The organism is Mesorhizobium sp. B3-2-1, from assembly GCF_006439515.1.
Classification (GTDB): Bacteria; Pseudomonadota; Alphaproteobacteria; order Rhizobiales; family Rhizobiaceae; genus Mesorhizobium.
The window spans coordinates 1-23,963 of sequence record NZ_VFTI01000035.1 but is presented as its reverse complement, the minus strand read 5'-3'; the positions used below and the strand labels follow the sequence as shown (position 1 = coordinate 23,963).

Genomic DNA, 23,963 nt, shown 5'->3' with positions numbered 1-23,963 from the left:
GGGGGCGGACCCGTGTTCGCCCCTCGCCCAGTTTTGTTTTGACGCAATTCCGCACGGAAAACCGCTTCACACTTTTCCTGGAATTGCTCCAGTTTCACGTTCCGGGTGATTTTTTTGACCGCCATGCCGAACAGATTGACCTGGCTGACCCCTTTCACTTGGCTGACGCTTGTCGTCCTCGCCGGCATCGGTCTCAGCGCCTGCAAGATCCTGCCGACGTCATCGGCACAGGAAGAAAGCAAGGCGCCCACCTTCAACCCGGACAAGATGGTCGAGGACATCTGGGCCTCGAAGGTCATCCCCTATCTCGGGCAGAAGGCCGGGCCGTTCGCAGACGTCCATGCGCTGGCGAAGACGGATCCGGCGGCGGCCGGCGCCAAATACGGCAATCCCAGGAAGCAGGCGAATTCGCCATGGACCTTCGCGGTGCGCGTCGAGGGCAAGATCGTCGCCGCCAACACGCAGTCGCGCGCGGCAACGATGGACATCGACGTGGACGGCGATGGCAAGGCCGATGCGCGCGTCCAGATCGGGCCGGCGATGCGCGGCACGGCACTGCGCGACAGCCTCGATTTCGTCCAGTTCAACGACTTCACCAACCAGATCGACTTCGCCCAGTTCGGCAAGGCCTTCAACGCCTATGCCGACAAGACCGTGCTGTCCAAACTGCCGCGCGAGGCGCTTGAAGGCCGCACCGCCAAGGTGATCGGCGCCTACACGATCGAAGGCGGCCAGGACCTGCCGCTGGTGACGCCGGCGGAGGCCGAGATCGGGGCGAAGCCATGAGCATGGCGGCCGCTCACGAGGTGATTCTCAAGCTCGAGGACGTCTCGAAGGTCTATGCCGGCACGGTGGCGGTCAAGCAGGCGAACTTCGAGGTGCGCAGGGGTGCGGTCAACGTGCTGGTCGGTGAAAACGGCGCCGGCAAGTCGACGCTGATGAAGATCATCGCCGGCGTCGAGCAGCCGACCGCCGGCCGCATCCTGCTCGAAGGCGAAGAGGTTTCCTTCTCCTCATCGGGAGATGCGGTGGCGCGCGGCATCGGCATGGTGTTCCAGGAGCTGAACCTGTTCGGCAACATGACCGTGGCGGAGAACATCTTCGCCACACGCGAAATCACCAACCGGCTGGGCAAGATCGACCGCAAGGAGCAGGAAAAACGAGCGGGCGAGTTCCTCGACCGGCTCGAAGCCGGCATCCGGCCGGACATGCTGGTCGAGGACCTGCGCATCGGCCAGCAGCAGCTGGTCGAGATCGCCAAGGCGGTTTCGCTCGACGCCAAGATCCTGATCATGGACGAGCCGACCTCGGCGCTGAGCGCGGCGGAAGTCGAAATCCTGTTCAAGGTGATCGCCGACCTCAAGGCGCGCGGCGTCGCCATCGTCTACATCTCGCACCGGCTGGAAGAACTGATCCGCATCGGCGACACCGTCACCGTACTGCGCGACGGCCGTATCACCGGCCAGGAGGCAATGAGGAACGTCGACACGCAGTGGATCGTGCGGCAGATGATCGGCTCGGATGCCAAGGATTTCGCCAAGGCCGACGGCCATCAGCCCGGCGAGGAGATCTTCCGCGCCGAGGAGATCTGCCTGCCGCGCGTCACCGGCGGGCTGGCGGTCGACCATGTCTCGCTGTCGCTGCGTGCCGGCGAAATCCTTGGCATATATGGGCTGATGGGCGCCGGGCGCAGCGAGCTGTTCGACTGCATCATGGGTCGCCACGGCCATGCCAGCGGCAAGATCTTCATCGCCGGCAAACAGGTGAAGGAGCGCGACACGACACGCCGTATCCAGCGAGGGCTGGCATTGATACCGGAGGACCGCCAGCGCGAAGGGCTGGTGTCGATCCTCTCGGTCGCCAGCAACCTGACGCTGGCGAGCCTGTCGCGCTTCGTCAGCCTGTTTCATATCCGCGGCGCCGCCGAGCGGCAGGCCGTCGTGCAGATGGTGCGGGAACTGGCGATCAAGGTCGCCGATCCGGCGCAGGAAGTGTCGTCGCTGTCGGGCGGCAACCAGCAGAAGGTGGTGATCGGCAAGGCGTTGCTGACCGAACCGAAAGTGCTTTTGATGGACGAACCCAGCCGCGGCATCGATGTCGGCGCCAAGGCCGACGTCTTCCGCACTATGCGCAAGCTTTCGCGTGACGGACTCGGCATCCTGTTCGCCACCTCCGATCTCGACGAGGTGATGGCGCTGTCCGACCGCATCGCGGTGATGAGCAATGGCAGACTGACCGGCATGTTCGATCGCGCCGAGGCGACGGAAGCGGCGATCGTCGCGGCATCGGCGCTGGGTCACGGACCGGCACATGGAGAGCAACGCTGATGACTGACATTCCGGCCAAGGCGGCCGCTCCTTCCGCCTCCAGCGGTTCCGCGCTGCTGACGCTGATGAAGCTCAGGACCTTCATCGCGCTGATCGCGGTTCTGGTGTTCTTCTCGATCGCCGCGCCGAACTTCCTCTCGGCCGCCAATTTGATCCTGATGGCCAAGCACGTGGCGCTCAACGCCTTCCTCGCCATGGGCATGACCTTCGTCATCATCACCGGCGGCATCGACCTTTCGGTCGGTTCGATCGTCGGCCTATGCGGCATGGTGGCCGGCTATCTCGTGCTCAACGGCATCGCCCTGCAGATCGGTTACACCGTCTATTTCAACGTCTTCGAGATCATCCTGATCACGCTTCTGGTCGGCATGGCGATCGGCGCCGTCAACGGCCTGCTGATCACCAGGCTCAACGTCGCACCCTTCATCGCCACGCTCGGCGTGCTCTATGTCGCGCGCGGTTTCGCGCTGCTGTCCTCCGACGGCCGCACTTTTCCCAACCTCGTCGGCAAGCCGGAACTCGGCACCACCGGTTTCGGTTTCCTCGGCGCCGGCCGGCTGCTCGGGCTGCCGGTGTCGATCTGGATCCTGATCGTGGTGGCGCTGGGGGCTGCCTATCTCGCGCGCTACACGCCGCTCGGCCGCCACATCTTCGCCGTCGGCGGCAATGAACGCGCGGCGCGCATCTCGGGCGTGCGCGTCAACATGGTCAAGATGTTCGTCTACATGTTCTCCGGCTTCTGCGCCGCGATCGTCGGGCTGATCATCTCCTCGGAGCTGATGGCCTCGCATCCGGCGACCGGCGAGAGCTTCGAATTGAATGCGATTGCCGCAGCGGTGCTCGGCGGTACCTCGATGTCGGGCGGGCGCGGCACGATCGGCGGCACCATCGTCGGCGCCTTCGTCATCGGTATCCTGTCGGACGGGCTGGTGATGATGGGCGTGAGTTCCTTCTGGCAGATGGTGATCAAGGGCCTGGTCATCATCGTCGCCGTCGTCGTCGACCAGGCGCAGCGCCGGCTGCAGCAACGCGTTACCCTGATGCAGATGGCGAAGGCGGGTTGAGCATGGCGAGCTTAAGTGGAGCGCTGATCGGCTGCGGCTTCTTCGCCGTCAACCAGATGCATGCCTGGCGCGGCATCGAAGGCGCCTCGATCGTCGCCATCTGCGACCGCGATGCCGAGCGGCTCAGGATCGTCGGCGACCAGTTCGGCGTGGCGCGGCGCTACACTGACGCAGCGGCGATGTTTGCCGGGGAGAAACTCGACTTCGTCGACGTCGCCACCACGGTGGGCAGCCATCGTGCGCTGGTCGAGATGGCTGCCACGCACGGCGTTCCCGTGATCTGCCAAAAGCCGTTCGCGCCAACGCTTGGCGATGCCAAGGCGATGGTGAAGGCCTGCGAAACCGCCGGCGTGCCGCTGATGGTGCATGAGAACTTTCGTTGGCAGTCGCCGATCCAGGCGGTGCGCGCGGTGCTCGACAGCGGCGAGATCGGCACGGCCTTCTTCGGCCGCATCTCCTTTCGTTCCGGCTATGACGTGTTTTCCGGCCAGCCCTATCTGGCGACGGGCGAACGCTTCATCATCGAGGATCTGGGCATCCATATTCTCGACATCGCCCGCTTCCTGCTCGGCGATGTGTCGAGCCTGACCGCCCGAACCGCACGCATCAATCTCGCCATCGCCGGCGAGGACGTCGCGACAATGCTCATGGACCATGTCGGCGGCGCCACCTCGGTGGTCGATTGCAGCTACGCGACGAAGCTTGCCGTGGAGCCGTTCCCGGAAACGCTCATCGAACTCGACGGCAGCGACGGCACGATCCGGCTGGCGCAAAGCTACAGGCTGACCGTCACCGGCAAGAGCGGAACCAGAGTGAGCGATGTCTCTCCGCCGCTGCTGCCCTGGGCCTCGCGGCCTTGGCACAACATCCAGGAAAGCGTTGCCGCCATCCAGCAGCACTGGATCGACTGCCTTGCATCAGGCCAGGAACCGGCGACCTCGGGCGCGGATAATCTCAAGACATTTGCCCTGGTCGAGGCCGCCTATGCGAGTGCCGCGAGCCGCGAGCCGGTGCAGATCGACGCCTTGCTGAGATGACACCAGACGCTTTCCAGCTCTACGGCACGCGCGCGGTCGAGCCCAAGCCGGTCACGCTGCGCGCGGGCGCATTGAGCGCGGAACTGGTCAACGGCAATCTGCGCACCATCCGCCATGGCGGCACCGAAGTGCTGCGCGCCATCGCCTATATCGTGCGCGACCGCGACTGGGGCACCTATGAGCCCGACCTGACGGACCTCACCATCGACCAGAAGGACAACCGTTTCTCCGTCAGCTACGCGGCAAGCTGCCTCGGCCCAGATGGCAGCCGGCTCGTCTTCCACGCCACGATCGAAGGCTCCGCCGACGGCAGGTTGGTCTTCGATGTGACCGCATTGCCGCAGAGCAATTTCGAAACCAACCGCTGCGGCTTCTGCATCCTGCATCCGATCGCCGGCCTTGCGGGCTGCCCGGTGACGGTCGAGCACACCGACGACAGGGTGGTCGAGACGGAACTGCCCGATCTGATCGACCCCTGGCAGCCCTTCAAGGATTTGCGCGCCATCACGCATCAGGTGCGGCCCGGCGTTGTCGCGCAATGCCGGATGGAAGGCGACACATTCGAGATGGAAGACCAGCGCAACTGGTCTGACGCCTCCTACAAGACCTATGTGCGGCCGCTGGCGCTGCCCTGGCCCTATGTGCTGCCGGCCAGACAACCCCTGCGCCAGACGATCAGCCTGCAAATCACCGGCGATGCCAACGCGCATACCTCGGCAGCGCCGGCCGGACCGGTCCGCGTCGAACTCGGCAAGGCCGGCTCGAAGCTGCCTGACATCGGCATCGTGATCTATCCCGAGGATGTCGAGGCGGCGTTTGCCGACCTGCCGATGCTGGGAAGGCTTGGTCCCCGGCAGCTGCTTTTCCACTTCGATCCGACGCGCGGCCACGGCCTCGAGGCGCTGCGCGCCCATGCCCGCCTCGCCGCCGCCTATCCTGCTTCGACGACGCTGGAATGCGTGGTCGCCTGCACCGGCGATCTCGACGCCGAACTTTCCGATGTCGCCGATATGGTACGCCGGGCGGGTCTGCGGCTCGACGCCATCGCGGTATCGCCCGCGGTCGACCGCCAGTCGACGCCGCCGGGCAGCGCCTGGCCGGCATGTCCGCCGCTCGAGGACGTCTACGCCGCGGCGCGCCGCGCCTTTCCCGGCCTCCGTCTCGGCGGCGGCATGTTCAGCTATTTCACCGAGCTCAACCGCAAGCGCGTTCCGGCCGACCAGCTCGATTTCATCATCCACTGCACCTGTCCGATCGTGCATGCCGCCGACGATCTCAGCGTCATGCAGTCGCTGGAGGCGCTGCCCTTCATCACCCGGTCCACCCGGGCGATCTTCGGGACAAAGCCGTACCGGATCGGGCCATCGACGATCGCCATGCGCCAGAACCCCTATGGCGGCGCGACCAAGGACAATCCGCAGGGACAGCGCATCGCCATGGCGAACCGCGATCCCCGCCATGCCGCGCAGTTCGCCGCCGCATGGACGATCGGCTATGCCGCGCGCGTCGCGCCGGCGGGACTGGAGATGCTGACACTGTCGAGCTTCAGCGGGCCGTTCGGCGTGGTCGCGGAATCGGGCGAACCCGTCGCGCAAGGAACGTCGCGGCCGATCTTCCGCGCCATCGAAGGGCTTTGCGAGTTGGCCGGGCTAACCTATGTTTCCGCCACGACGAGCGACGAGACGCGGGTTCTGGCGCTGGCCGGCCGCTCCGCCTCAGGGGAAACCATTGTATGGCTGGCGAACCTGACGGCCAACGACGTCCCGGTCGACGCTTCCGCGCTTGGCCAGGGCAATCTCATAATGTCGCCCTATGCGATTACCAAGATCGGTTAGGCAAACAGCCTTACTTCTCGGAATTCATCACATAGAGCGCACGCGAGCGTTCGAGGTGCTTGATCATCGCCTTCTCGGCGCCGTCGGCATCCCCGCGCTCGATGCGGTCGATGATCTCCTCGTGCTCGGTCAACGTGTATCTTTCCTTGCCGGTCCAGATCAGCATTTCAGTGTGGTATTCCTTCAGCCAGCCCAGCGTGGCTTCGCTGACGGCGACATAGATCGGATTGCCTGAAATGGATGCGATCTGGGTATGGAACTTCATGTCGGCGGAGATGAAGGCTTCGGAATCGCCGCGCGCGGCGCGCTGCTCGGCCACGGTCGCCTTCAGCAGTTGCACATCCTCCGATGTGGCTTTTTCCGCGGCTTCCCTGACCATGCCGCGCTCGAAGAAGATGCGCGCGGTCTTCAGGTGCTCCAGCGTGTCCCTGGACGAGGACAGGATGATCTTGGCCGCACCATCGACCTGCTTGATGATCGACTTGGCGGTCAGTTGCAGCACCTTCGCACGCTCGCCATGCGAGATGGCGACGAGCCCCATATTGCTCAGCGCCTGCATGGCCTCGCGGATCGCCGGCCGGCCGACCTCGAAGCGCTCCATCAACTCGCGCTCGGACGGCATGTCGTCGCCCGGCTGCAGTTCGCCGCTGGTGATCAGCCGCTTCAGTCTTGCAAAGACTTCGTCGGAAAGTTTGCGCCGGACGATCGGCTCCGAACGGTTCATCGTGACGAATCACTCCCTGGCCCGGTTCCTGTTTAGCATTCCCGGCAGGATTACCGGAATGCCCGCGCCTGGAGCGGGTCGCTCCAATGCCGAGGCTCGGATATTTCTTGCAATACTTATGTACTCATTATACCAGATTTCCTGCGCGACGAAACTTTTTTCGAACCCTTTTCGAGCGGCCGGCCGACCATGATCACGCTTACCTATCGCATCGAAACCTCTGGCAGCATCGAGGCGCTGGCGGCCAAGATCGCCAGTGACCAGTCGACCGGGACCTTCGTCGCGCTGCCGGGCGAGACCGAGGAACTGAAGGCGCGCGTGGCGGCGCGCGTGCTGGCGATCCGGCACCTGCCCGATGCCGCGCAACCGTCTCTCCCGGGATCCGGCAACGGGCCCTTCAGGCGCGCCGACGTCGACATCGCCTTTCCGTTCGACGCCATCGGCACCGACCTGTCGGCGCTGATGACCATCGCCATCGGCGGCACCTATTCGATCAGGGGCCTGTCCGGCATCCGCGTCATCGACATGAAGCTGCCGGAACAATACCGGGGAGCCCATCCGGGCCCGCAGTTCGGCTTGGCCGGCAGCCGCGAGATGACTGGGGTCGAGGACCGCCCGATCATCGGCACCATCGTCAAGCCGGCGCTGGGGCTCAGGCCGCGTGAGACGGCCGAAATGGTGGGCGAACTGATTAAGGCCGGCGTCGATTTCATCAAGGACGACGAGAAGCTGATGAGCCCGGCCTATTCGCCGCTCGCGGAACGGGTGAAGGCGATCATGCCATTGATCCTCGACCACGAGCAGAAGACCGGCAAGAAGGTGATGTATGCCTTCGGCATCTCGCATGCCGATCCCGACGAGATGATGCGCAACCACGATCTCGTGCTCGAAGCCGGCGGCAATTGCGCTGTCGTCAACATCAACTCCATCGGCTTCGGCGGCATGGCTTACCTGAGAAAGCGCTCCGGACTGGTGCTGCATGCGCACCGCAATGGCTGGGACATCCTCACACGCCATCCCGGCCTCGGCATGGATTTCAAGGTTTGGCAGCAATTCTGGCGGCTGCTCGGCATCGATCAGTTCCAGATCAACGGCATCGGCTCGAAATATTGGGAGCCGGACGATTCTTTCATCCGTTCCTTCGAGGCTGTGACGACGCCGCTGTTCTCACCAGACGATTGCGCACTGCCCGTCGCCTGTTCCGGCCAGTGGGGCGGCCAGGCGCCAGAAACCTATGAGCGCACAGGCCGCACGGTCGATCTCCTCTACCTCTGCGGCGGCGGCATCGTCAGCCATCCGGACGGGCCCGGCGCCGGCGTACGGGCCGTGCTGCAAGCCTGGCAAGCCGCAGTCGAGGGCATTGCGCTTGCGGACTATGCCCGCGATCACATCGAACTGGCCCGATCGATTGAAAAGTTCGGCGACGGCAAGGCAGCATGAGCATGGCCGTGCAAAACCTGCTCCTCAGTTACTACGGCGACGATCTTACCGGCTCGACCGACGTCATGGAGGCGCTCGAACTGAGCGGCGTGCCGACCGTCCTGTTCATGCGCCGGCCCGACCCTTCCTTGCTGGCACGGTTTTCGCATTGCCGCGCGGTCGGGTTGGCGGGCACCAGCCGAAGCGAAACGCCGCAATGGATGGAGGAAAACCTGACGCCGGCCTTCGAATGGCTGAAGGGCCTCGGGGCGGCTGTGTGCCACTACAAGATCTGTTCGACCTTCGATTCCAGCCCGGCGGTCGGCAGCATCGGCCGCGCCACCGAGATCGGCAGGCGCATCTTCGGCGGGGCAAGCGTACCGATGGTGGTCGGGGCGCCGCAACTCAAGCGCTACACCGCCTTCGGCCATCTCTTCGCGGCATTCCGTGGCGCGTATTTCCGCATCGACCGGCACCCGGTGATGAGCAGGCATCCGGTGACGCCGATGGACGAGGCCGACCTGCTCGTTCACCTTTCGCGCCAGACCAGCCTCGGTTCCGGCCTGGTCGACCTGGCGACCCTGCAGGCTCCCGATCTCGCGCGAACGGTCGACCAAATCCTGCAGGACAAGGACATCGTCCTGTTCGATGTCGATAGCCCCCAGACGCAGAAACGGGTCGGCGAACAGCTCTGGCGCATTCACGAGAAAGGCCATGGTTTCGTCGTCGGATCTTCCGGCGCCGAATATGCCTTGCTTGCCGAGTGGGCCGCCAAAGGCATCGTGTCGGGGCATGCGGCATTTGCACCGCCCGGTCCGGTGGATCGGCTCGCCGTGGTGTCGGGCAGCGTCTCCCCGACCACGGAAAAACAGATTCGCCACGCGCTTGCCCGCGGGTTCGACGGCGTCGAGATGGATGCAATGCGACTGGTCCGCGAAGGCGCCCGCGAAGCGATCGAGCAGGCAGTCGCGGCCGGGCTGGCGAGCCTGGCCAAGGGCCGCAGCGTCATCCTCTACACAGCGCTTGGTCCACAGGCCGATCGCGGCGCCGAGATCGACCGCATCGACGGCGCCCGGAACACGCTCGGGCGGGCGCTGGGGACCATCCTGCGCCGTCTGATCGCCGAGCAGAAACTCGAGCGCGCGGTGATCGCCGGTGGCGACACGTCCAGCCACGCGCTCGGACAATTGGCCATCGACGCGCTGACCGTGCGCATGCCGTTGCCGCAATCGCCGGGGTCGCCGCTCTGCGTCGCCCATGGCAGCGGTGCGATCGATGGCCTGGAGATCGCACTGAAAGGCGGCCAGGTCGGCACCGACGCCTATTTCGAGACGATCCGGCTGGGGAGCTAGACCGTCTCGGCGCGATTCCGGATGGAAACCCGCTGCACATTTTTCCTGGAATTGCTTCAGTACAGCGGCTTGCCCATGTGCTTCGGAGTCGGCCACTGCGCGGTGATGCCGGGCTGCACCGGCCGTTCGAGGTAGGTCGCCAGAACCACGTAGCTGCGTGTCGAGGTGACGCCGGGTGTCTCGTAGAGACGCAACAGCAATCCTTCGAGCGCCTTGGTGTCCTCGGTGCGCACCTTGAGCAACACGCATGTATCGCCGGCGACGGTGTGGATCTCCTCGACTTCGGGGTATTCCGAGATCGCCATCAGTTCAGGGGTCTTGCCCCAGCCACTGGTGTCGATGTGAACGAAGGCGAGCAGCGGCTTTCTCACCGCGTTGGGATCGATGATGGCGGCCGTGTTGCGGATGGCGCCGCTGCGCCGAAGCCGCTTGACGCGCTCATGCGCGGCCGGCGGCGACAGGCCGACGCGATCGCCGAGTTCGGCATAGCTGACCGTCGCGTCGTCGACCAGAACACCTAATATTTTTCGGTCGATCGCGTCGAGATCCCGGGCCGCCGGCCTGTTCCGCGGAATACCATCTGTTTCTTCATCCATATCGACATTCCCGATTGTCACGGAATTTAATACGGCCATTATGATGATATGTCGAACAACGATCAAGCTGCAGCCTTGGGCGCGGATACCAGGCCGCCCATCCCGGGCCTTGCCTATCTGCTGACCGGATGCATCGCCGTGATCGGCTCGAATTCGCTGGTGCTGGGCCCGATCGCTCCGGCGGTGGCCGTATCGTTCGCGACCAGCGTTCCGATGGTGATGATGGCGGCGGCGGCCTTCGGCCTCGGCACATCGGCGAGCGCCCTGTTCCTGGCACGCCATATCGACCGGGTCGGCGCGCGCCGGATGCTGCAGGCGGCCTTGCTGTTGCTGGCATTGGCCTTGGTCGCCAGCGCGGCCGCGCCGACGGTGAGCGCGCTGGTTGCCGCGCAGCTTGTCGCCGGCATTGCCGCCGGCGTCGCCATGCCGGCGATCTACGCCAGTGCCGCGGCCATCGCTCCGCCCGGGCGCGAAAGCGGCACGATCGGCGTGGTGCTGACCGGATGGACGCTCAGCATGGTGGCCGGCGTTTCCCTGTCGGCGGTGCTTGCCGATCTCGTGCACTGGCGCGCCGTCTTCGCGGCCGTGGCGCTGCTTGCTGCTCTCGCTTGGGCGGGACTGACAATGACCTCGCTCAGCGACGCCAGAAAAGCCGGGCCTGCGCCAGCCCCGATGGAGGCGCTGAGCACGCCTGGCATCATCCCGCTGCTGGTCGCCTGTGCGGCATTCATGACCGCCTTCTACGGCGTCTATGGCTACCTCGGCGACCACCTTCATGTCGGCCTGGGAGAGCCGGTCAGCGCCAACGGGCTTGCCGCGCTTGCCTATGGGGTGGGGTTCGGCGCGGCGGCGCTCTTCGACGGCATCATCGATCGCCTGGGCGCCGGACGCGTCATGCCTTTCGCCTATCTTCTCGTCGCCATCGTCTATGTAGCGATTGCCGCGACCAGCGACAGCTACGGTCTCACCCTCGCCATGGTAGCGGCCTGGGGGCTTGCCAATCATTTCGGGTTGAACGTGCTGGTGATGCGCCTGTCGGCGCTCGATCCGTCACGGCGGGGCACGATCATGGGCCTGAACAGCGCGGTGACCTACCTCGCAGTGTTCGTCGGCACCACCGGCTTCGGGCCGCTCTATTCCGGCTTCGGCTTTGCCACATGTGCGATGGTCGCGGCGGTGCTGATGCTGGTTGCCGCCGCGGCTGCAGCATGGCGCACCCGGTAGAGCCAGCCTCGCATCGCGTTGCTCCAGTCGACGGAATGTGGTTGGCCACCGGCCGCTGGCGCGGTTGACAGCGGCACCCCTACCCTTCCATACAGAGCCGTTAATGTTCTCAGGGCGGGGTGAAAGTCCCCACCGGCGGTAACGGTTTCGGCCGAAGCCCGCGAGCGCTTTCCGGCATCGGAAAGGTCAGCAGATCCGGTGTGATTCCGGAGCCGACGGTTAGAGTCCGGATGAAAGAGAACGAAACGGAAAACGGACCGCCCCGGCGGGCCGGATTTCGTATCGTGCGTCCTGATTCTGGTTCGAAACGGAAGGATGGACCCATGAATCAGCATTCCCACAAAGACTTTGAAACGATCCGTGTCGCCGTCATCAGGGCGCGCTGGCATGCCGACATCGTCGACCAGTGCGTGCAAGCCTTCGAGGCGGAGCTGGCCGAGATCGGCGGCGGACGCTTTGCCGTCGACGTCTTCGACGTGCCCGGCGCCTACGAGATTCCGCTGCACGCCAAGACGCTCGCCGGGACCGGTCGCTACGCGGCGATCCTCGGCACGGCTTTCGTCGTCAATGGCGGCATCTACCGGCACGACTTCGTCGCCGGCGCCGTCATCGACGGCATGATGAACGTGCAGCTTTCGACCGGCGTGCCGATCCTTTCGGCGGTGCTCACGCCGCACAATTTTCACGACAGCGCCGAGCATCACCGCTTCTTCTTCGAGCACTTCACGGTCAAGGGCAAAGAGGCGGCCAAGGCATGCGTGGAGATTCTCGCAGCGCGGGAAAAGATCGCGGCCTGAAGTACCGAAGCCGGGTGGAAATCCCGATGACAGCCGGTAGTATCGGATGCACGTCGCCCAAAATCGCGCAGTGGTTTTGGGATAAGGACGTGCATAGAAAAAGACCTGGAAACGCGTCGCGTTAATTCGTTTCAGCGCGACACGTTTCCAGGAACATGCCGAGTTCGGGAGGATGCTGGTGCAGACCAAGAAGATCATCAATGACGGCAACCGCGCCGTCGACGAAATGCTCGAAGGGATACTGGCCGCGCATCCTCGCCATCTCGCAAGCGTGGACGGCAGCCCGCGCTCGATCATCGCCCGCGACGGACCACGGCCCGGCAAGGTCGGGCTGGTGATCGGCGGCGGCTCCGGCCACGAGCCCACCTTTCTCGGCTTTGTCGGCAAGGGGCTGGCGGACGCAGCGGCCATCGGCAACGTCTTTGCCTCGCCACCACCGGATCCGATCCTGGAATGCGCCAAGGCGGTCAGCGGCGGCGCCGGTGTCCTGTTCATGTACGGCAACTATGCCGGCGACGTTATGAATTTCGACATGGCGGCCGAGATGGCCGGCATGGACGACGTCGAGGTGCGCACCGTGCTCACCACCGACGACGTCGCCTCGGCACCGCTCGACCAGCGGCAGAAGCGCCGGGGTGTCGCCGGCAATTTCTTCATCTTCAAGGCGGCCGGTGCCGCCTGCGATCTCATGCTCTCCCTCGACGAATGCGAACGCGTCGCGCGCAAGGCAAACGACCGCACCTTCACCATGGGCGTGGCGCTGTCGCCCTGCTCGCTGCCGCAGACGCGGCGGCCGAATTTCGAGATCGGCGCCGACGAGATGGAGATCGGCATGGGCATCCATGGCGAACCCGGCATTGCGCGCGGCAAGCTCGGAACCGCCGATCAGATCACCGACGAGATGCTCGACAAGATTTTCGCCGAGATGGCGCCGGAGCGCGGCGACAAGGTCGCGGTGCTGGTCAATTCGCTGGGATCGACGCCGCTGATGGAGCTCTACATCATGAACCGCCGGGTCAAGCAGAGATTGGACGCAATCGGCGTTTCCATTCATGCGACCTGGGTCGGCAATTATTGCACGTCGCTGGAAATGGCCGGCGCTTCCGTGACGCTGTTCCATCTCGACGAAGAATTGCAGGCGATGCTCGACCACCCCTGCGACTGCGCCATGTTCCGTGCCGGCTGAGGAGCGCTCCATGACGATCGGCGTCTCCGACCTGAAGAGAATGTTCGACGCGATCGCGATCGCGATCGAGGCAGATAGGGACCGGCTTTGCCAGCTCGACGGCGTCATCGGCGACGCCGACCACGGCATTGCGATGGCGCTCGGATTCAACGCCGTGCGCGATGCGCTGGCATCGCTCGACCTTACGGCGACCGAACCGACCACGCTCCTCAACACTGCGGCGAAATCGTTTCTCAATGCCGTCGGCGCGTCCTGCGGCCCGCTCTATGCCACGGCCTTCATGCGCGCCGGCGCCGCCGTCAAGGGCAAGGCGACGCTGGCGGATGCCGAATTCATCACGCTGCTGCAGGCGATGGCGCAAGGCATCAAGGATCGCGGCAAGGCAGAGATCGGCGAAAAGACGATGGTCGATGCCTGGCAACCGGCGGCAGACGCGGCTGGCGCTGCAAATGCGGCCGGCAAGCCTTTGCCGGAAAGCCTTGAGGCAGCCCTTGCTGCCGCCGAGCGCGGCGCGGAAGCGACAAAGGACATGATCGCCGCCAAAGGCCGTTCGTCACGGCTTGGCGAGCGTTCGCTTGGCCACATGGATCCGGGAGCTGCATCGACCGTCACCGTCATCGGCGCTATGCGCGACAGTCTCGCTTAGCTCTTCGCCGCGTCGAGCTTGTTGATCGCCTGGACGTTGCCGGCCGATGGCCCCTTCTCGTCGAACTCCGAGGCCAGCCACGTATCTACGATGGCCTTGGCCAATTCCGGGCCGATGACGCGGGCGCCCATGGTGATGATCTGGGCGTTGTTGGATTTCGCCGCGCGCTCGGCCGAATAGGTGTCGTGGGTGAGCGCGGCGCGGATGCCCGGCACCTTGTTGGCCGAGATCGAGACGCCGATGCCGGTGCCGCAGAACAGGATGCCGCGGTCGTTCTCGCCTTCGACGATCGTCTGGGCAAGCTTCTGCGACAGGTCGGCGTAGAAGCCGGCCTGGCTGAGGTCGCTGACGGTGAGGCCGGGCTTGGTTGCCAGATGCGCGGCGATGATGTCGAGCAGCGGCTTGCCGGCGCTGTCGGCTCCGATGGCTATCTTCATTTTTTGTCCTTTCCAGTTCGTTTGGTTCAGATTGCCGCCGAGGCCCGGCGCAGGATGTCGATGTAGCCTTCGGCCTGCCAGGCGGAGCGGCCGATGAACAGGCCATCGATGTTGGGTCGGCCGATCAGTTCCGCGGCATTGCCAGGGTTGACGCTGCCGCCATAGAGCACCGGCGGCATGGACGGCAGCAGGCCGGCAGCGATCTTCTTGATCAGCGCCTGCTGCTTGTCGGCATAGTCGGAGCTGGCCGGAATGCCCTTGTCGCCGATCGCCCAGACCGGCTCGTAGGCGAACAGGATTTTTGCTCCCCTCGCCTCGCCTTCGAGGAATTGCAATGCACCCTCGACCTGGCTGGTCAGCACCGCATCGGCCTTGCCGCTTTCGCGCTCGGCCAGCGTCTCGCCGACACAGACCAGCGGTATCAGTCCATGCTTGACCGCCGCCGCCGTCTTCAGCCCGACCGTGCGATCGGTCTCGCCGAAATGCTCGCGCCGTTCGCTATGGCCGAGTTCGACCAGGTCGAGGCCGCAGTCGTTCAGCATCACCGGCGAGATCTCGCCGGTCCAGGCGCCGGCATCGGCCCAATGCACGTTCTGCGCGCCGACCTTGATGCGCGTTGCCGACAGCGCCTGCCTGACCTCGCGCACCGCCGTGAAGGGCGGGATGACGAAAGGCTGGATGCGATCGTCGAAACCCGGCACGAAGCCGGCCAGCGCCCCGGCAAAATCAAGCGCCTCGGCGAGCGTCTTGTTCATCTTCCAGCTTGTACCGACCCAGTAAACCACGCGTACTCTCCTTGACCCTCAATCCTTGTCGGCGACGACCGTCAGCGAAACCCCGGCCGCATCCAGCGTCGCGCGCATCCCGAGCTCCGGCTCGCGCCCGGTGAAGACGGCGTCGAATGCCTTGAGATCGGTCAGGAAATGCAGCGCGCTGCGGCCAAACTTGCCGTGATCGACGAGCAGATATTTGCGTGTCGCCGCGGCCATCATCAGCCGCTTGGCCTGCACCACTTCCTGGTCCTGATGGAAGGCGGCCGCGCCGTGGATGGCGGATGAGGACAGGAAGGCGACGTCGGCGTGCAGCGATCTCAGCGAAGCCTCCGCGAGCAGGCCGAAGAAGCCATGGAATTTCTTCGAGTACTGGCCGCCAAGCGCGATCAGGTTGATGCCTCCGGCACCGGCCAGATCCTGGATGACGGCGAGGTTGTTGGTGATCACCGTCAGCGGCCTGAGATCGGTGAGATGACGCGCGATGCCGCCCGCCGTCGAACCGTCGTCGATGACGACCGTCTGGCCAGGCTCGATCATGGCCACGGCCGCAGCCGCCAGGCGCTGCTTTTCCCCGATCGCCTGCTTCTGCCGGTAGCGGAAATCGCTTTCGAAGAGGCTGCTCGGCTGGATCGACGCGCCGCCGCGCACCTTGCGCAGGAAGCCGCTCTCCTCGAGTTCGTCGAGGTCCCGGTGCACGGTCATCCTGGAGACGCCAAAACGCGAAGCGAGGTCGTCGACGCTTGCCGCGCCGGCGTCCATCAGGAAGTCCATGATGCCTTGCCGTCTGTTGTCGCTCTTCATTCTCGCCGACCCGCCAACGCAGAAGCCTGGCTCTTTGATCGAGCCCAGATATAACAGATACCATCGCAGAAGTATCATAATTTTTGTGATAATGAGACATTTCTGTGGGATATCTCGCCGCCTTCTATCGCGACGCTGTAACAAGAATTGCAGCCGGGACCCTCTGTCACGGTTGCGGTTGCGCAGAATTCCGGCCAGAAGCATCGGTGGGCTGAACGATGCGCGGACAGCCCGCAACCACAGGTTTGAAACCAGATACGGGAGACTAATCGTTGGCTCGCATCACACTGAGACAATTGCTCGATCACGCCGCCGAATATGGCTATGGCGTGCCGGCCTTCAACATGAACAACATGGAACAAGGCCTCGCCATCATGGAGGCCGCGGAGGAGACCAAGTCACCGGTCATCCTGCAGGCAAGCCGCGGTGCGCGCGCCTACGCCAATGACGTGGTGCTGGCCAAGCTGATCGACGCCCTGGTGGAAATCCACCCAGACATCCCGGTCTGCATGCATCTCGACCATGGCAACAACGAAGCCACCTGCGTCACCGCCATCCAGCACGGCTTCACCTCGGTGATGATGGACGGCTCGCTCAAGGAGGACGGCAAGTCGCCGGCCGACTATGCCTATAATTCCGGCATCACGCGGCGCGTCGTCGACATGGCGCATTGGGGCGGCGTCTCGGTGGAAGGCGAGATCGGCGTTCTGGGTTCGCTGGAGAGCGGCGGCGGTGAGCAGGAAGACGGCCATGGCGTCGAAGGCGCGATCAGCCACGACCAGCTCTTGACCGATCCGGTGCAGGCCGAACAGTTCGTGCGCGACACCCATGTCGATGCGCTGGCGGTGGCCATGGGCACCAGCCACGGCGCCTATAAATTCTCGCGCAAGCCCGACGGCGCGGTTCTCGCCATGAACGTCATCGAGGAGATCCACCGCCGGCTGCCGAACATGCATCTGGTGATGCACGGCTCGTCGTCGGTGCCGGAGGACCTGCAGGAGATCATCAACAAATATGGCGGCCAGATGAAGCCGACCTGGGGCGTGCCGGTAGAAGAGATCCAGCGCGGCATCAAGCATGGCGTGCGCAAGATCAACATCGACACCGACAACCGCATGGCGTTGACCGGCGCGATCCGCAAGGTGCTGACCGAAAACCCAAGCGAGTTCGATCCGCGCAAATACCTGACGCCGGCGATGGCGGCGATGAGGAAGCTCTGCAAGGAGCGCTTCGAGCAATTCGGCACCGCCGGCAATGCGCCGAAGATCAAGCCGCTGCCGGTCTCGGAAATGGCCAAGCGCTACAAGTCGGGCAGCCTCGATCCGAAATTCGCCTGAGTTCGCTCCCCGTTGCATTTCATGGACAGGAGCCGCATCGGCTCCTGTCCGATTTCTATCCGGCTTTCGGCAGCAGGCCAGGCCTGCCGGTCTCGATGAACGGCGCCCAGTAGTCGACCGACTCGCGGATCATGGCGACCACCTGATGGTCGACCGGCTCGCGCTCGCGGAACGACAGTTCGAGGCAGATCTCGTTGTCGGTGCCGCCGCCTCGCCGCACGGTCTCCAGCAGCTTCTCAGGCGTGATGCGGCCGTCCTTGTTGTGGGATGACGTGAACGGCCAGTGGCCGCCCTTGTTCATCGACGATTGCTTGATGTGGATGATCGGTGACTTCAGGGGGAAGGCCTCGGCCCAGGCATAGGGATCGATGTCGGCCGGGTTGGCGGAGGTCACGTCGCCATGGTCGATGTCGACCATCATCTCCAGCGGAATAGCCATGCCGGCAGCATCGATCGCATCCTGGAGCATCCGGCAATTCTCGATCGTGTGGCCGAACTCGCGACCGACCGACATCGGCTCCCAGAACAGGTAGCTCAGGCCTGCCGCCCGGGCGTGTTCGGCGACCTCTCGCCAGCAGTCCAGCGCGATGTCGAACAGCCTGGCGCGGCGGGCGGGGTCGTCATAGTCGCGATGCGTGAAGATGGCGAACTGCGTGCCCATGCCGCCGGCGCCAAGTTCGGCCGAGATATCGGCAAAGGTCTTGAACCAGTCGACATAGTAACGGCGCACATCGGCATCGGGGTGGCCGAAATGGTTGAGCCGGCCGTAGGGGCCAGTCATCCCCGACGTCACACGCACGCCGGTGCGGTCCAAGGCATTACGGAACAGGCGGATGAATTTGACGATCGTCGCCGCCGGCCAGCCCGGATTGACGAATTCATGTGTGAGCTGAATGTCCCTGATGCCGATGCCGTAGGCGATGGTGTCGATCACATCGTCCGGCTCCGCGAAGCGGTTGACCAGCGGATTGGTGTTGAGGGAGAGCGTGAAGGCCAAGGTCGCGATCCCTTCAACGCAGTCGCCGAATAGGGCCAATGAGCGCCATCAGCCTGCCCTCGCCTGCCGGTTCGCGCACCAATGCTCGAAGGCCGACTTCTCCTCGGCGGACAGATGCAGGCCATGCTTGGTGCGCCGTTCGAGAATGTCGGCCGCGTCTTGCGCCCATTCCTGTTCGAAGAGGTAGTTCGCCTCGCGCTCGAAGAAATCCCCGCCGAAGCACCGCCCCAGTGCGGCAAGCGAATGGGCGCCGCCGACCACGGACCGCGTCCTGGTGCCGTAGAGCCGGCCGTAATGCTTCAGCAGCGACGCGGGCATCCACGGATACTCGTTCGCGAGGTCGCCGAGAAACTGTTCGAAGTCGGCATTGGCGATGTCGCCGCCGGGCAGATGCGCCTTCGCGGTCCATGGTTTGCCCATCTTCGGAAAGAACGGCGCGATCCTGTCCAGCGCGTGCTCGGCCAGTTTGCGGAAGGTGGTGATCTTGCCGCCGAAGACGGAGAGCAGCGGCGCCTGCGCGTCCGGCGCGTCGAGTTCGAAAATATAGTCGCGGGTCACCGCACTCGGATTGTCGGCGTTGTCGTCGTAGAGCGGCCTGACGCCTGAGAAGGAATAGACCACATCGTTGCGCGCAAGGCCGCGCTTGAAATAGCGGTTGACCACTCTGATCAGGTAATCGATCTCGCTCTCGTCCGCCGTCACATCTTCGGGCCGGCCTTCGTAGGGAATGTCGGTGGTGCCGATCAGGGCAAGATCGTTCTGGTAGGGGTTGATGAAGATGACGCGCTTGTCGCTGTTCTGGACGAGATAGGCCTGCCGGCCTTCCCAGAATTTGGGCACGACGATATGGCTGCCCTTGACCAGGCGGACATTGCGCCTGGAATTCTGTCCGGCAACGCGGTTGACGATGTCGTTGACCCAGGGGCCGGCGGCATTGATCAGCGCGCGAGCCCGCACACTGGTCTTGTTGCCGGTCCTGACGTCGCGCATCTCGACGACCCAGAGGCCGCCTTCGCGGCGGGCATCGGTGCAGGCGGTGCGGGTGAAGACCTTCGCTCCCCGTTCGGCCGCGTCGAGAGCATTGATGACGACGAGGCGGGCATCGTCGACCCAGCAGTCGGAATATTCGAAGCCGCGCTTGAAACCGTCCTTGATCGGCGCCCCCTCGGGCGCGGTGCGCAGGTCGAGCGTGCGGGTGGCGGGCAGCCGCTTGCGGCCGCCAAGATGGTCGTAAAGGAAGAGGCCGAGCCGCACCAGCCATGCCGGCCGGTCGTCCGGGCTGTGCGGCAGCACGAAGCGCATCGGCCAGATGATGTGCGGCGCCGATTCCAACAGCACCTCGCGCTCGATCAGCGCCTCGCGCACCAGACGGAACTCGTAATATTCGAGGTAGCGTAGACCGCCATGCACGAGCTTGCCCGAGCGCGAACTGGTGCCTTCGGCGAGATCGTCCTTTTCGCACAGAATGACGGAAAGGCCGCGGCCGGCGGCATCGCGCGCGATGCCGGCGCCGTTGACGCCGCCGCCAATGACGAAGAGATCGACGATGTCAGGGCCGACGCTCATCTTGCCATCATCCCGCGACCGGACTCTCGCATCATGGCTCTCGCTCTCAGCACGGATTGACCGGAGGCAGGCCGGCCAGGTAGCGGCGCACCTCCTCGGCGGCCTGCTCGGCGGCATAGGTCACGGTGCGCACCGAGGCGCCGGCGATGTGCGGCGTCAGTGTCACATTGGGAAGCTGCAGCAGCGGCCAGTCCGAGGGCACCGGTTCGACCGCGAAGGTCTCCAGCATCGCGCTGGCGATCCGCCCCGAAACCAGCGCGCCGTAGAGTGCGTCATAGTCGACCAGCGGCCCGCGCGCGGTGTTGACGAAGATCGCGCCCGGCTTCATCCGCGCGAGGGTGTCCTGACCGATCAGGCCGCGTGTCTCCTGCGTCACCCGCGAATGCAGCGTAACCACATCGGAGCGCGACAGGAGATCGTCGAGCGCAACCAGTTCGACGCCGGCGTTGCGGTCCTCGGCGCTCAACTGCACATAGGGGTCGCTGACCAGGACATGGCAGCCGAAGGCACGCAGCAGGCGCACCACTTTCGTGCCGATATTGCCATAGCCGACGACGCCGACTGTCATTTCACCGAGTTCGCGACCGGTGCGGTCGGCGCGGTAGAGATCGCCGCGCCATTCCCCCTTGCGCAGGGCCTCGTGACCGACCCGGATCAGCCGCGTCTCGGTAAGGATCGCGCCGATGGTGAACTCGGCCACGGCGGTGGCGTTGCGGCCGGGCACGTTGACCACGGTGATGCCGTTCGCCCTGGCCGCTTCCATGTCGATGTTGATCGGGCCGCCGCGCGAGACAGCGACCAGCTTGAGCCCCGGCAGGCGCCGCATCATGCCTTCCGACAGGGGCGCAAGCTGAGTAACGAGGATTTCGGCATCGCCGATGAAGTCGACGACCTCGTCGGGATGGCCGAAATATTCCTTGACCTTGTCGAGGCCGAGCGCCGGATCGCCGAACTCCATCGGCTCGTCGGGCCAGGCCGTCTGCAAGGTCCTGATATCGAGGCCGCCACTGACGACGTTCTCGATTTTGGCGCGAAACACCTCCGGCAGCATGAAGTTGTCGCCAATGATCGCTATTTTCCTGGGCATACTCGACTTCTCAATTTTCCTGCGATGTCGCCATGGCACGCCAAACCGGCCGCAGGGCCTGATGCGCCAGCATGTAGGACGGGGCCATCCTGTCGTAGATCGCGGCAAGGTCCGGGTCGCTGGGTTCGGCCTCGCCGAGCAGCGGCGTCACCCATTCGCCGACGCATTCGTCCATCGAGGCGTATTGACCGACGCAGACCGCGGCGATCATCGCCGCACCGGCGGCGCCGGCCTCCTCGCGCGCGCTGGTGCGCGTGTCGGCACCGATGGCCGCGCCCAGGATCTTGCGCAGCGCCGGGCTTCGGGCGGCCCCGCCGGTCAGGCGGATTTCGCGTGGCAGCGGACCCAGGGCGGCGTAGCAGTCGCGCGCCGCGAACGCCAAGCCTTCGAAGACGGCGCGCACCAGATCGGCATAGCCGTGGCGCGAGGAAATGCCGACGAAGCCCGCCCTGGCATTGGCATCGACGAACGGCCCGCGCTCGCCGGCTTCCGATACGTAGGGCTGATAGAGCAGCGTTGCCGGCTGCGATGCCGCGATCCAGGCATCGACCAGGGCGATCATCTCGCCATTGCTGCGGGTTATGCCTTGCGAGGCGAGAATGCCCGAGGCAAGCCCAAGCACCCAGTCGATGTTGAGCGTCGCGGCCATGTTGGACTGCATCTGCGCGAACACGCCGGGCGCCGGCATCGCCATGGTGTAGCCGGTCGCCGCTTCGTTGAGCTGCACATCGTCGGGCGTCTCGGCCAGCCGCATATGCATCCCCGTGGAGCCGATGATCGAGCAGCCGGGCTTGCGCTCGCGGTCGAGGAGGCCGGCGCCGAGCGCGGTGCAGACGACATCGACATAGCCGAGCACGACGGGTGTACCAGCAAGCATGCCGGTGACGGCGGCGGCGGCCGGCGACAGTCCGGTGCTGTGCCTCGTGCCATCGACAATCGGCGGCAGCAGGTGCCTGAGATCGGCGACGCCGAGCACGTCGAGCACCTCGTCGCTGTAGTCACGGGTGCGGAAGTCGCCGAAGGTGAAGGTGCCTTCGGACGGATCGGTGGCGCGCTCGCCGGTCAGCTTGAAATAGAGCCAGTCCTTGCAGTGGAACGCGGTGGCAGCCCTGCCGAGCATTTCGGGCATGGTGCGCTTCATGAAGACGAACTGCGAGCCTTGCTGGCAGGCGGCAAGCCCGCTGCCGGTCTTCTCGAAGCGCAGCCGGTCATCGGGCCGCGCGCGGATCTCCTCGACGACGCCGGCGGCGCGCGCATCGAGCCAGAGCCATCCCTTGGCCACCGGCTCGCCCTTGCCATCGATCAGCCAAGTACCGTCGCCCTGCCCGGTCACCGCGATGGCGACGGTCCGGCTGGCGAGATCGGGCACCTTGTCGGCAAGCTGGCGCAGGGTCGTGGCGGCATCGGCCCATGTGCGCGCCAGATCCTGTTCGGCGCCGCCGCCCGGCAGCGTCTCATAATGGTTCGGCGTTGCCGCGGCCGCGATCTGGCGGCCCGCCGTGTCGAAGGCGATGGATTTGATGACGGAGGTGCCGGCATCGATGCCGATCAGTATGTCGCGCATCACGCGAGCTCCATGCCGTGCGAGATGGCCTTGCCGCTCGCCTGGTCGAAGACGTGCAGGTTTTTCGGATCGATGCTGACATTGATAGGCGCGCCGAGGTCGAGCCGGGTGCGGTCATGCTCCACCAGAACCAGCGAGCCGCCGGCGAAATCGGCGGCGATATGGGTCTGGTCGCCGAGCCACTGGTTGGCCGAGACCCTGGCCGGAACACCTTCCTTCGAGCGCCGGACCGCGTAGGGCCTGATGCCGATGACCACCCGTTCGCGGCTGAGCAGCTGGTCGCGCACCGGAGCGCTGAAAGCGTCCTTGTCGTAGTCGAGCGACAGCCCATCGGGCAGCCTGAGATTGATGCGGCCGGCGGCGGTCCCGACAAAGGCCTCGAAGACGTTCATCGGCGGCTCGCCGACGAAGGTGCCGGTGAACAGGTTCGCCGGACGCTCCTTGATCCTGTCGGGAGTGTCGAACTGCTGCAGCACGCCGCCTTCCATCACCGCGATGCGGTCGGCAAGCGCATTGGCCTCGGTCTGATCATGGGTGACCAGGATCGCGGTCAGGCCGCGCTCCTTGATGAAGTGCTTGATACGGCCGCGCAGCACGGCGCGAAGCTGCGGCTCGAGTTGCCCCATCGGCTCGTCGAGCAGATGCAGGTCGGCCTCGCGGATGAGCGCCCGGCCGAGACTGGCACGCTGCTGCTGGCCGCCCGAAATGGAACTGGGATAGCGCTCCAGTATGTCTTCGATCTCCAGCAGTTTGGCGATGCTGGCGACCTTGGCGTCGACCTCGCTCCTGGGCAGCCGGGCGGCCTTGAGGGCAAAGGCCATGTTCTCGCGCACGGTCAGCGGGGGATAGAGCGAGTAGCCCTCGAAGGCCATCGCCACATTGCGTCTGACCGGCGGCAAGGTGTGTACCTTGCGGCCGGCGACCGCGATCGTGCCGCGCGAGACCTCCTCGAAGCCGGCAATCATGCGCAGCGTCGAGGTCTTGCCGCAGCCCGACGAGCCGAGCAGCGCAACGATCTCGCCCTTGCCGATCTCCATCGTAAGGTTCTTGACGGCGTGAACGCCCCTGTCGATCGGGCCGTAGAACTTGTCGACGCCGGAAATGGTGAGTGCGCTGGCGCTCATCAGGCAACCTCACGATTGCGTTGAATCAGTTTAGGAGCTGATTGGGCGTTGGTCCCGCGCCACCGTGACG

22 protein-coding genes and 1 riboswitch are annotated in these 23,963 nt (G+C 64.9%); of the genes, 12 read left to right on the top strand and 10 right to left on the bottom strand.

The window, feature by feature from the left end:
• Nucleotides 1-123 precede the first annotated feature (123 nt).
• From FJW08_RS27480 to FJW08_RS27460, 5 genes are read left to right on the top strand one after another with little or no spacing between them, the layout of a single operon-like run.
• Entirely contained in the window at nucleotides 124-786 is a 663-nt protein-coding gene (locus FJW08_RS27480) for a DUF2291 family protein (protein WP_140813096.1), read from the top strand.
• Nucleotides 783-2,327 carry a sugar ABC transporter ATP-binding protein gene (locus FJW08_RS27475; RefSeq protein ID WP_140813068.1) on the top strand — a complete coding sequence of 515 codons (1,545 nt, stop codon included), beginning with the start codon at nucleotides 783-785 and terminating at the stop codon, nucleotides 2,325-2,327. The genes FJW08_RS27480 and FJW08_RS27475 overlap by 4 nt, the downstream gene beginning before the upstream one ends.
• On the top strand, nucleotides 2,327-3,391 hold the full coding sequence (locus tag FJW08_RS27470; RefSeq protein ID WP_140813067.1) for an ABC transporter permease: 1,065 nt from the start codon (nucleotides 2,327-2,329) through the stop codon (nucleotides 3,389-3,391). The genes FJW08_RS27475 and FJW08_RS27470 overlap by 1 nt, the downstream gene beginning before the upstream one ends.
• A gap of 2 nt (nucleotides 3,392-3,393) precedes the next feature.
• On the top strand, nucleotides 3,394-4,428 hold the full coding sequence (locus FJW08_RS27465) for a Gfo/Idh/MocA family oxidoreductase (protein ID WP_140813066.1): 1,035 nt from the start codon (nucleotides 3,394-3,396) through the stop codon (nucleotides 4,426-4,428).
• Nucleotides 4,425-6,263: a hypothetical protein gene (locus tag FJW08_RS27460; RefSeq protein WP_140813065.1), complete on the top strand. Its 1,839-nt coding sequence runs from the start codon at nucleotides 4,425-4,427 to the stop codon at nucleotides 6,261-6,263. Before FJW08_RS27465 ends, FJW08_RS27460 begins: the two co-directional genes overlap by 4 nt.
• A 10-nt stretch (nucleotides 6,264-6,273) precedes the next feature.
• On the opposite strand, the gene FJW08_RS27455 is transcribed toward FJW08_RS27460, so the two are convergent.
• A complete protein-coding gene (locus tag FJW08_RS27455; protein WP_140813064.1) occupies nucleotides 6,274-6,987 on the bottom strand; it encodes a transcriptional regulator NanR in 714 nt (237 codons plus the stop codon).
• A 189-nt stretch (nucleotides 6,988-7,176) separates the two neighbouring features.
• Here FJW08_RS27455 and oiaX point away from each other — a divergent pair, with 189 nt between their 5' ends.
• Nucleotides 7,177-8,427: a 3-oxo-isoapionate-4-phosphate decarboxylase OiaX gene (gene oiaX, locus FJW08_RS27450; protein ID WP_140813063.1), complete on the top strand. Its 1,251-nt coding sequence runs from the start codon at nucleotides 7,177-7,179 to the stop codon at nucleotides 8,425-8,427.
• An 8-nt stretch (nucleotides 8,428-8,435) separates the two neighbouring features.
• Nucleotides 8,436-9,758, top strand: a complete 1,323-nt coding sequence (locus tag FJW08_RS27445) for a four-carbon acid sugar kinase family protein (protein WP_140813095.1) — start codon at nucleotides 8,436-8,438, stop codon at nucleotides 9,756-9,758.
• Nucleotides 9,759-9,814: 56 nt separating this feature from the next.
• Here FJW08_RS27445 and FJW08_RS27440 read toward each other — a convergent pair whose 3' ends face one another.
• Entirely contained in the window at nucleotides 9,815-10,354 is a 540-nt protein-coding gene (locus FJW08_RS27440; RefSeq protein ID WP_140813062.1) for an Lrp/AsnC family transcriptional regulator, read from the bottom strand.
• Between the two features lie 48 nt (nucleotides 10,355-10,402).
• Here FJW08_RS27440 and FJW08_RS27435 point away from each other — a divergent pair, with 48 nt between their 5' ends.
• The 4 genes from FJW08_RS27435 to dhaL all read left to right on the top strand — a co-directional run bounded on the left by FJW08_RS27435 (nucleotide 10,403) and on the right by dhaL (nucleotide 14,207).
• Nucleotides 10,403-11,578: an MFS transporter gene (locus FJW08_RS27435; protein ID WP_140813061.1), complete on the top strand. Its 1,176-nt coding sequence runs from the start codon at nucleotides 10,403-10,405 to the stop codon at nucleotides 11,576-11,578.
• 101 nt (nucleotides 11,579-11,679) lie between these two features.
• Nucleotides 11,680-11,824: riboswitch (FMN riboswitch) on the top strand.
• Between the two features lie 77 nt (nucleotides 11,825-11,901).
• A complete protein-coding gene (locus tag FJW08_RS27430; RefSeq protein WP_140813060.1) occupies nucleotides 11,902-12,375 on the top strand; it encodes a 6,7-dimethyl-8-ribityllumazine synthase in 474 nt (157 codons plus the stop codon).
• Nucleotides 12,376-12,547: 172 nt separating this feature from the next.
• Nucleotides 12,548-13,561: a dihydroxyacetone kinase subunit DhaK gene (locus FJW08_RS27425; protein ID WP_210241222.1), complete on the top strand. Its 1,014-nt coding sequence runs from the start codon at nucleotides 12,548-12,550 to the stop codon at nucleotides 13,559-13,561.
• A 10-nt stretch (nucleotides 13,562-13,571) separates the two neighbouring features.
• Nucleotides 13,572-14,207 carry a dihydroxyacetone kinase subunit DhaL gene (gene dhaL / locus FJW08_RS27420; RefSeq protein ID WP_140813058.1) on the top strand — a complete coding sequence of 212 codons (636 nt, stop codon included), beginning with the start codon at nucleotides 13,572-13,574 and terminating at the stop codon, nucleotides 14,205-14,207.
• On the opposite strand, the gene FJW08_RS27415 is transcribed toward dhaL, so the two are convergent.
• Genes FJW08_RS27415 through FJW08_RS27405 form a run of 3 tightly spaced genes read right to left on the bottom strand, consistent with a single transcriptional unit; the run spans nucleotide 14,204 to nucleotide 16,218 of the window.
• Nucleotides 14,204-14,644: an RpiB/LacA/LacB family sugar-phosphate isomerase gene (locus FJW08_RS27415; RefSeq protein WP_140813057.1), complete on the bottom strand. Its 441-nt coding sequence runs from the start codon at nucleotides 14,642-14,644 to the stop codon at nucleotides 14,204-14,206. The genes dhaL and FJW08_RS27415 overlap by 4 nt on opposite strands.
• A gap of 26 nt (nucleotides 14,645-14,670) precedes the next feature.
• On the bottom strand, nucleotides 14,671-15,429 hold the full coding sequence (locus FJW08_RS27410; protein WP_140813056.1) for a triose-phosphate isomerase: 759 nt from the start codon (nucleotides 15,427-15,429) through the stop codon (nucleotides 14,671-14,673).
• 18 nt (nucleotides 15,430-15,447) lie between these two features.
• Complete coding sequence (locus FJW08_RS27405) at nucleotides 15,448-16,218, bottom strand: DeoR/GlpR family DNA-binding transcription regulator (protein WP_140813055.1); 771 nt, start codon at nucleotides 16,216-16,218, stop codon at nucleotides 15,448-15,450.
• A gap of 272 nt (nucleotides 16,219-16,490) precedes the next feature.
• On the opposite strand from FJW08_RS27405, the gene fba reads away from it, so the two are divergent.
• Nucleotides 16,491-17,555 carry a class II fructose-bisphosphate aldolase gene (fba, locus tag FJW08_RS27400; RefSeq protein ID WP_023782262.1) on the top strand — a complete coding sequence of 355 codons (1,065 nt, stop codon included), beginning with the start codon at nucleotides 16,491-16,493 and terminating at the stop codon, nucleotides 17,553-17,555.
• A 55-nt stretch (nucleotides 17,556-17,610) separates the two neighbouring features.
• On the opposite strand, the gene FJW08_RS27395 is transcribed toward fba, so the two are convergent.
• Genes FJW08_RS27395 through FJW08_RS27375 form a run of 5 tightly spaced genes read right to left on the bottom strand, consistent with a single transcriptional unit; the run spans nucleotide 17,611 to nucleotide 23,893 of the window.
• Nucleotides 17,611-18,552: a TIM barrel protein gene (locus FJW08_RS27395; RefSeq protein WP_140813054.1), complete on the bottom strand. Its 942-nt coding sequence runs from the start codon at nucleotides 18,550-18,552 to the stop codon at nucleotides 17,611-17,613.
• 48 nt (nucleotides 18,553-18,600) lie between these two features.
• Nucleotides 18,601-20,118, bottom strand: coding sequence for a glycerol-3-phosphate dehydrogenase (locus FJW08_RS27390; protein ID WP_140813053.1), 1,518 nt, complete (start codon nucleotides 20,116-20,118; stop codon nucleotides 18,601-18,603).
• 46 nt (nucleotides 20,119-20,164) lie between these two features.
• Entirely contained in the window at nucleotides 20,165-21,205 is a 1,041-nt protein-coding gene (locus tag FJW08_RS27385; RefSeq protein ID WP_140813052.1) for a 2-hydroxyacid dehydrogenase, read from the bottom strand.
• Nucleotides 21,206-21,215: 10 nt separating this feature from the next.
• Entirely contained in the window at nucleotides 21,216-22,769 is a 1,554-nt protein-coding gene (locus tag FJW08_RS27380) for an FGGY-family carbohydrate kinase (protein ID WP_140813051.1), read from the bottom strand.
• A complete protein-coding gene (locus FJW08_RS27375) occupies nucleotides 22,769-23,893 on the bottom strand; it encodes an ABC transporter ATP-binding protein (protein ID WP_140813050.1) in 1,125 nt (374 codons plus the stop codon). The genes FJW08_RS27380 and FJW08_RS27375 overlap by 1 nt, the downstream gene beginning before the upstream one ends.
• Nucleotides 23,894-23,963 lie beyond the last annotated feature (70 nt).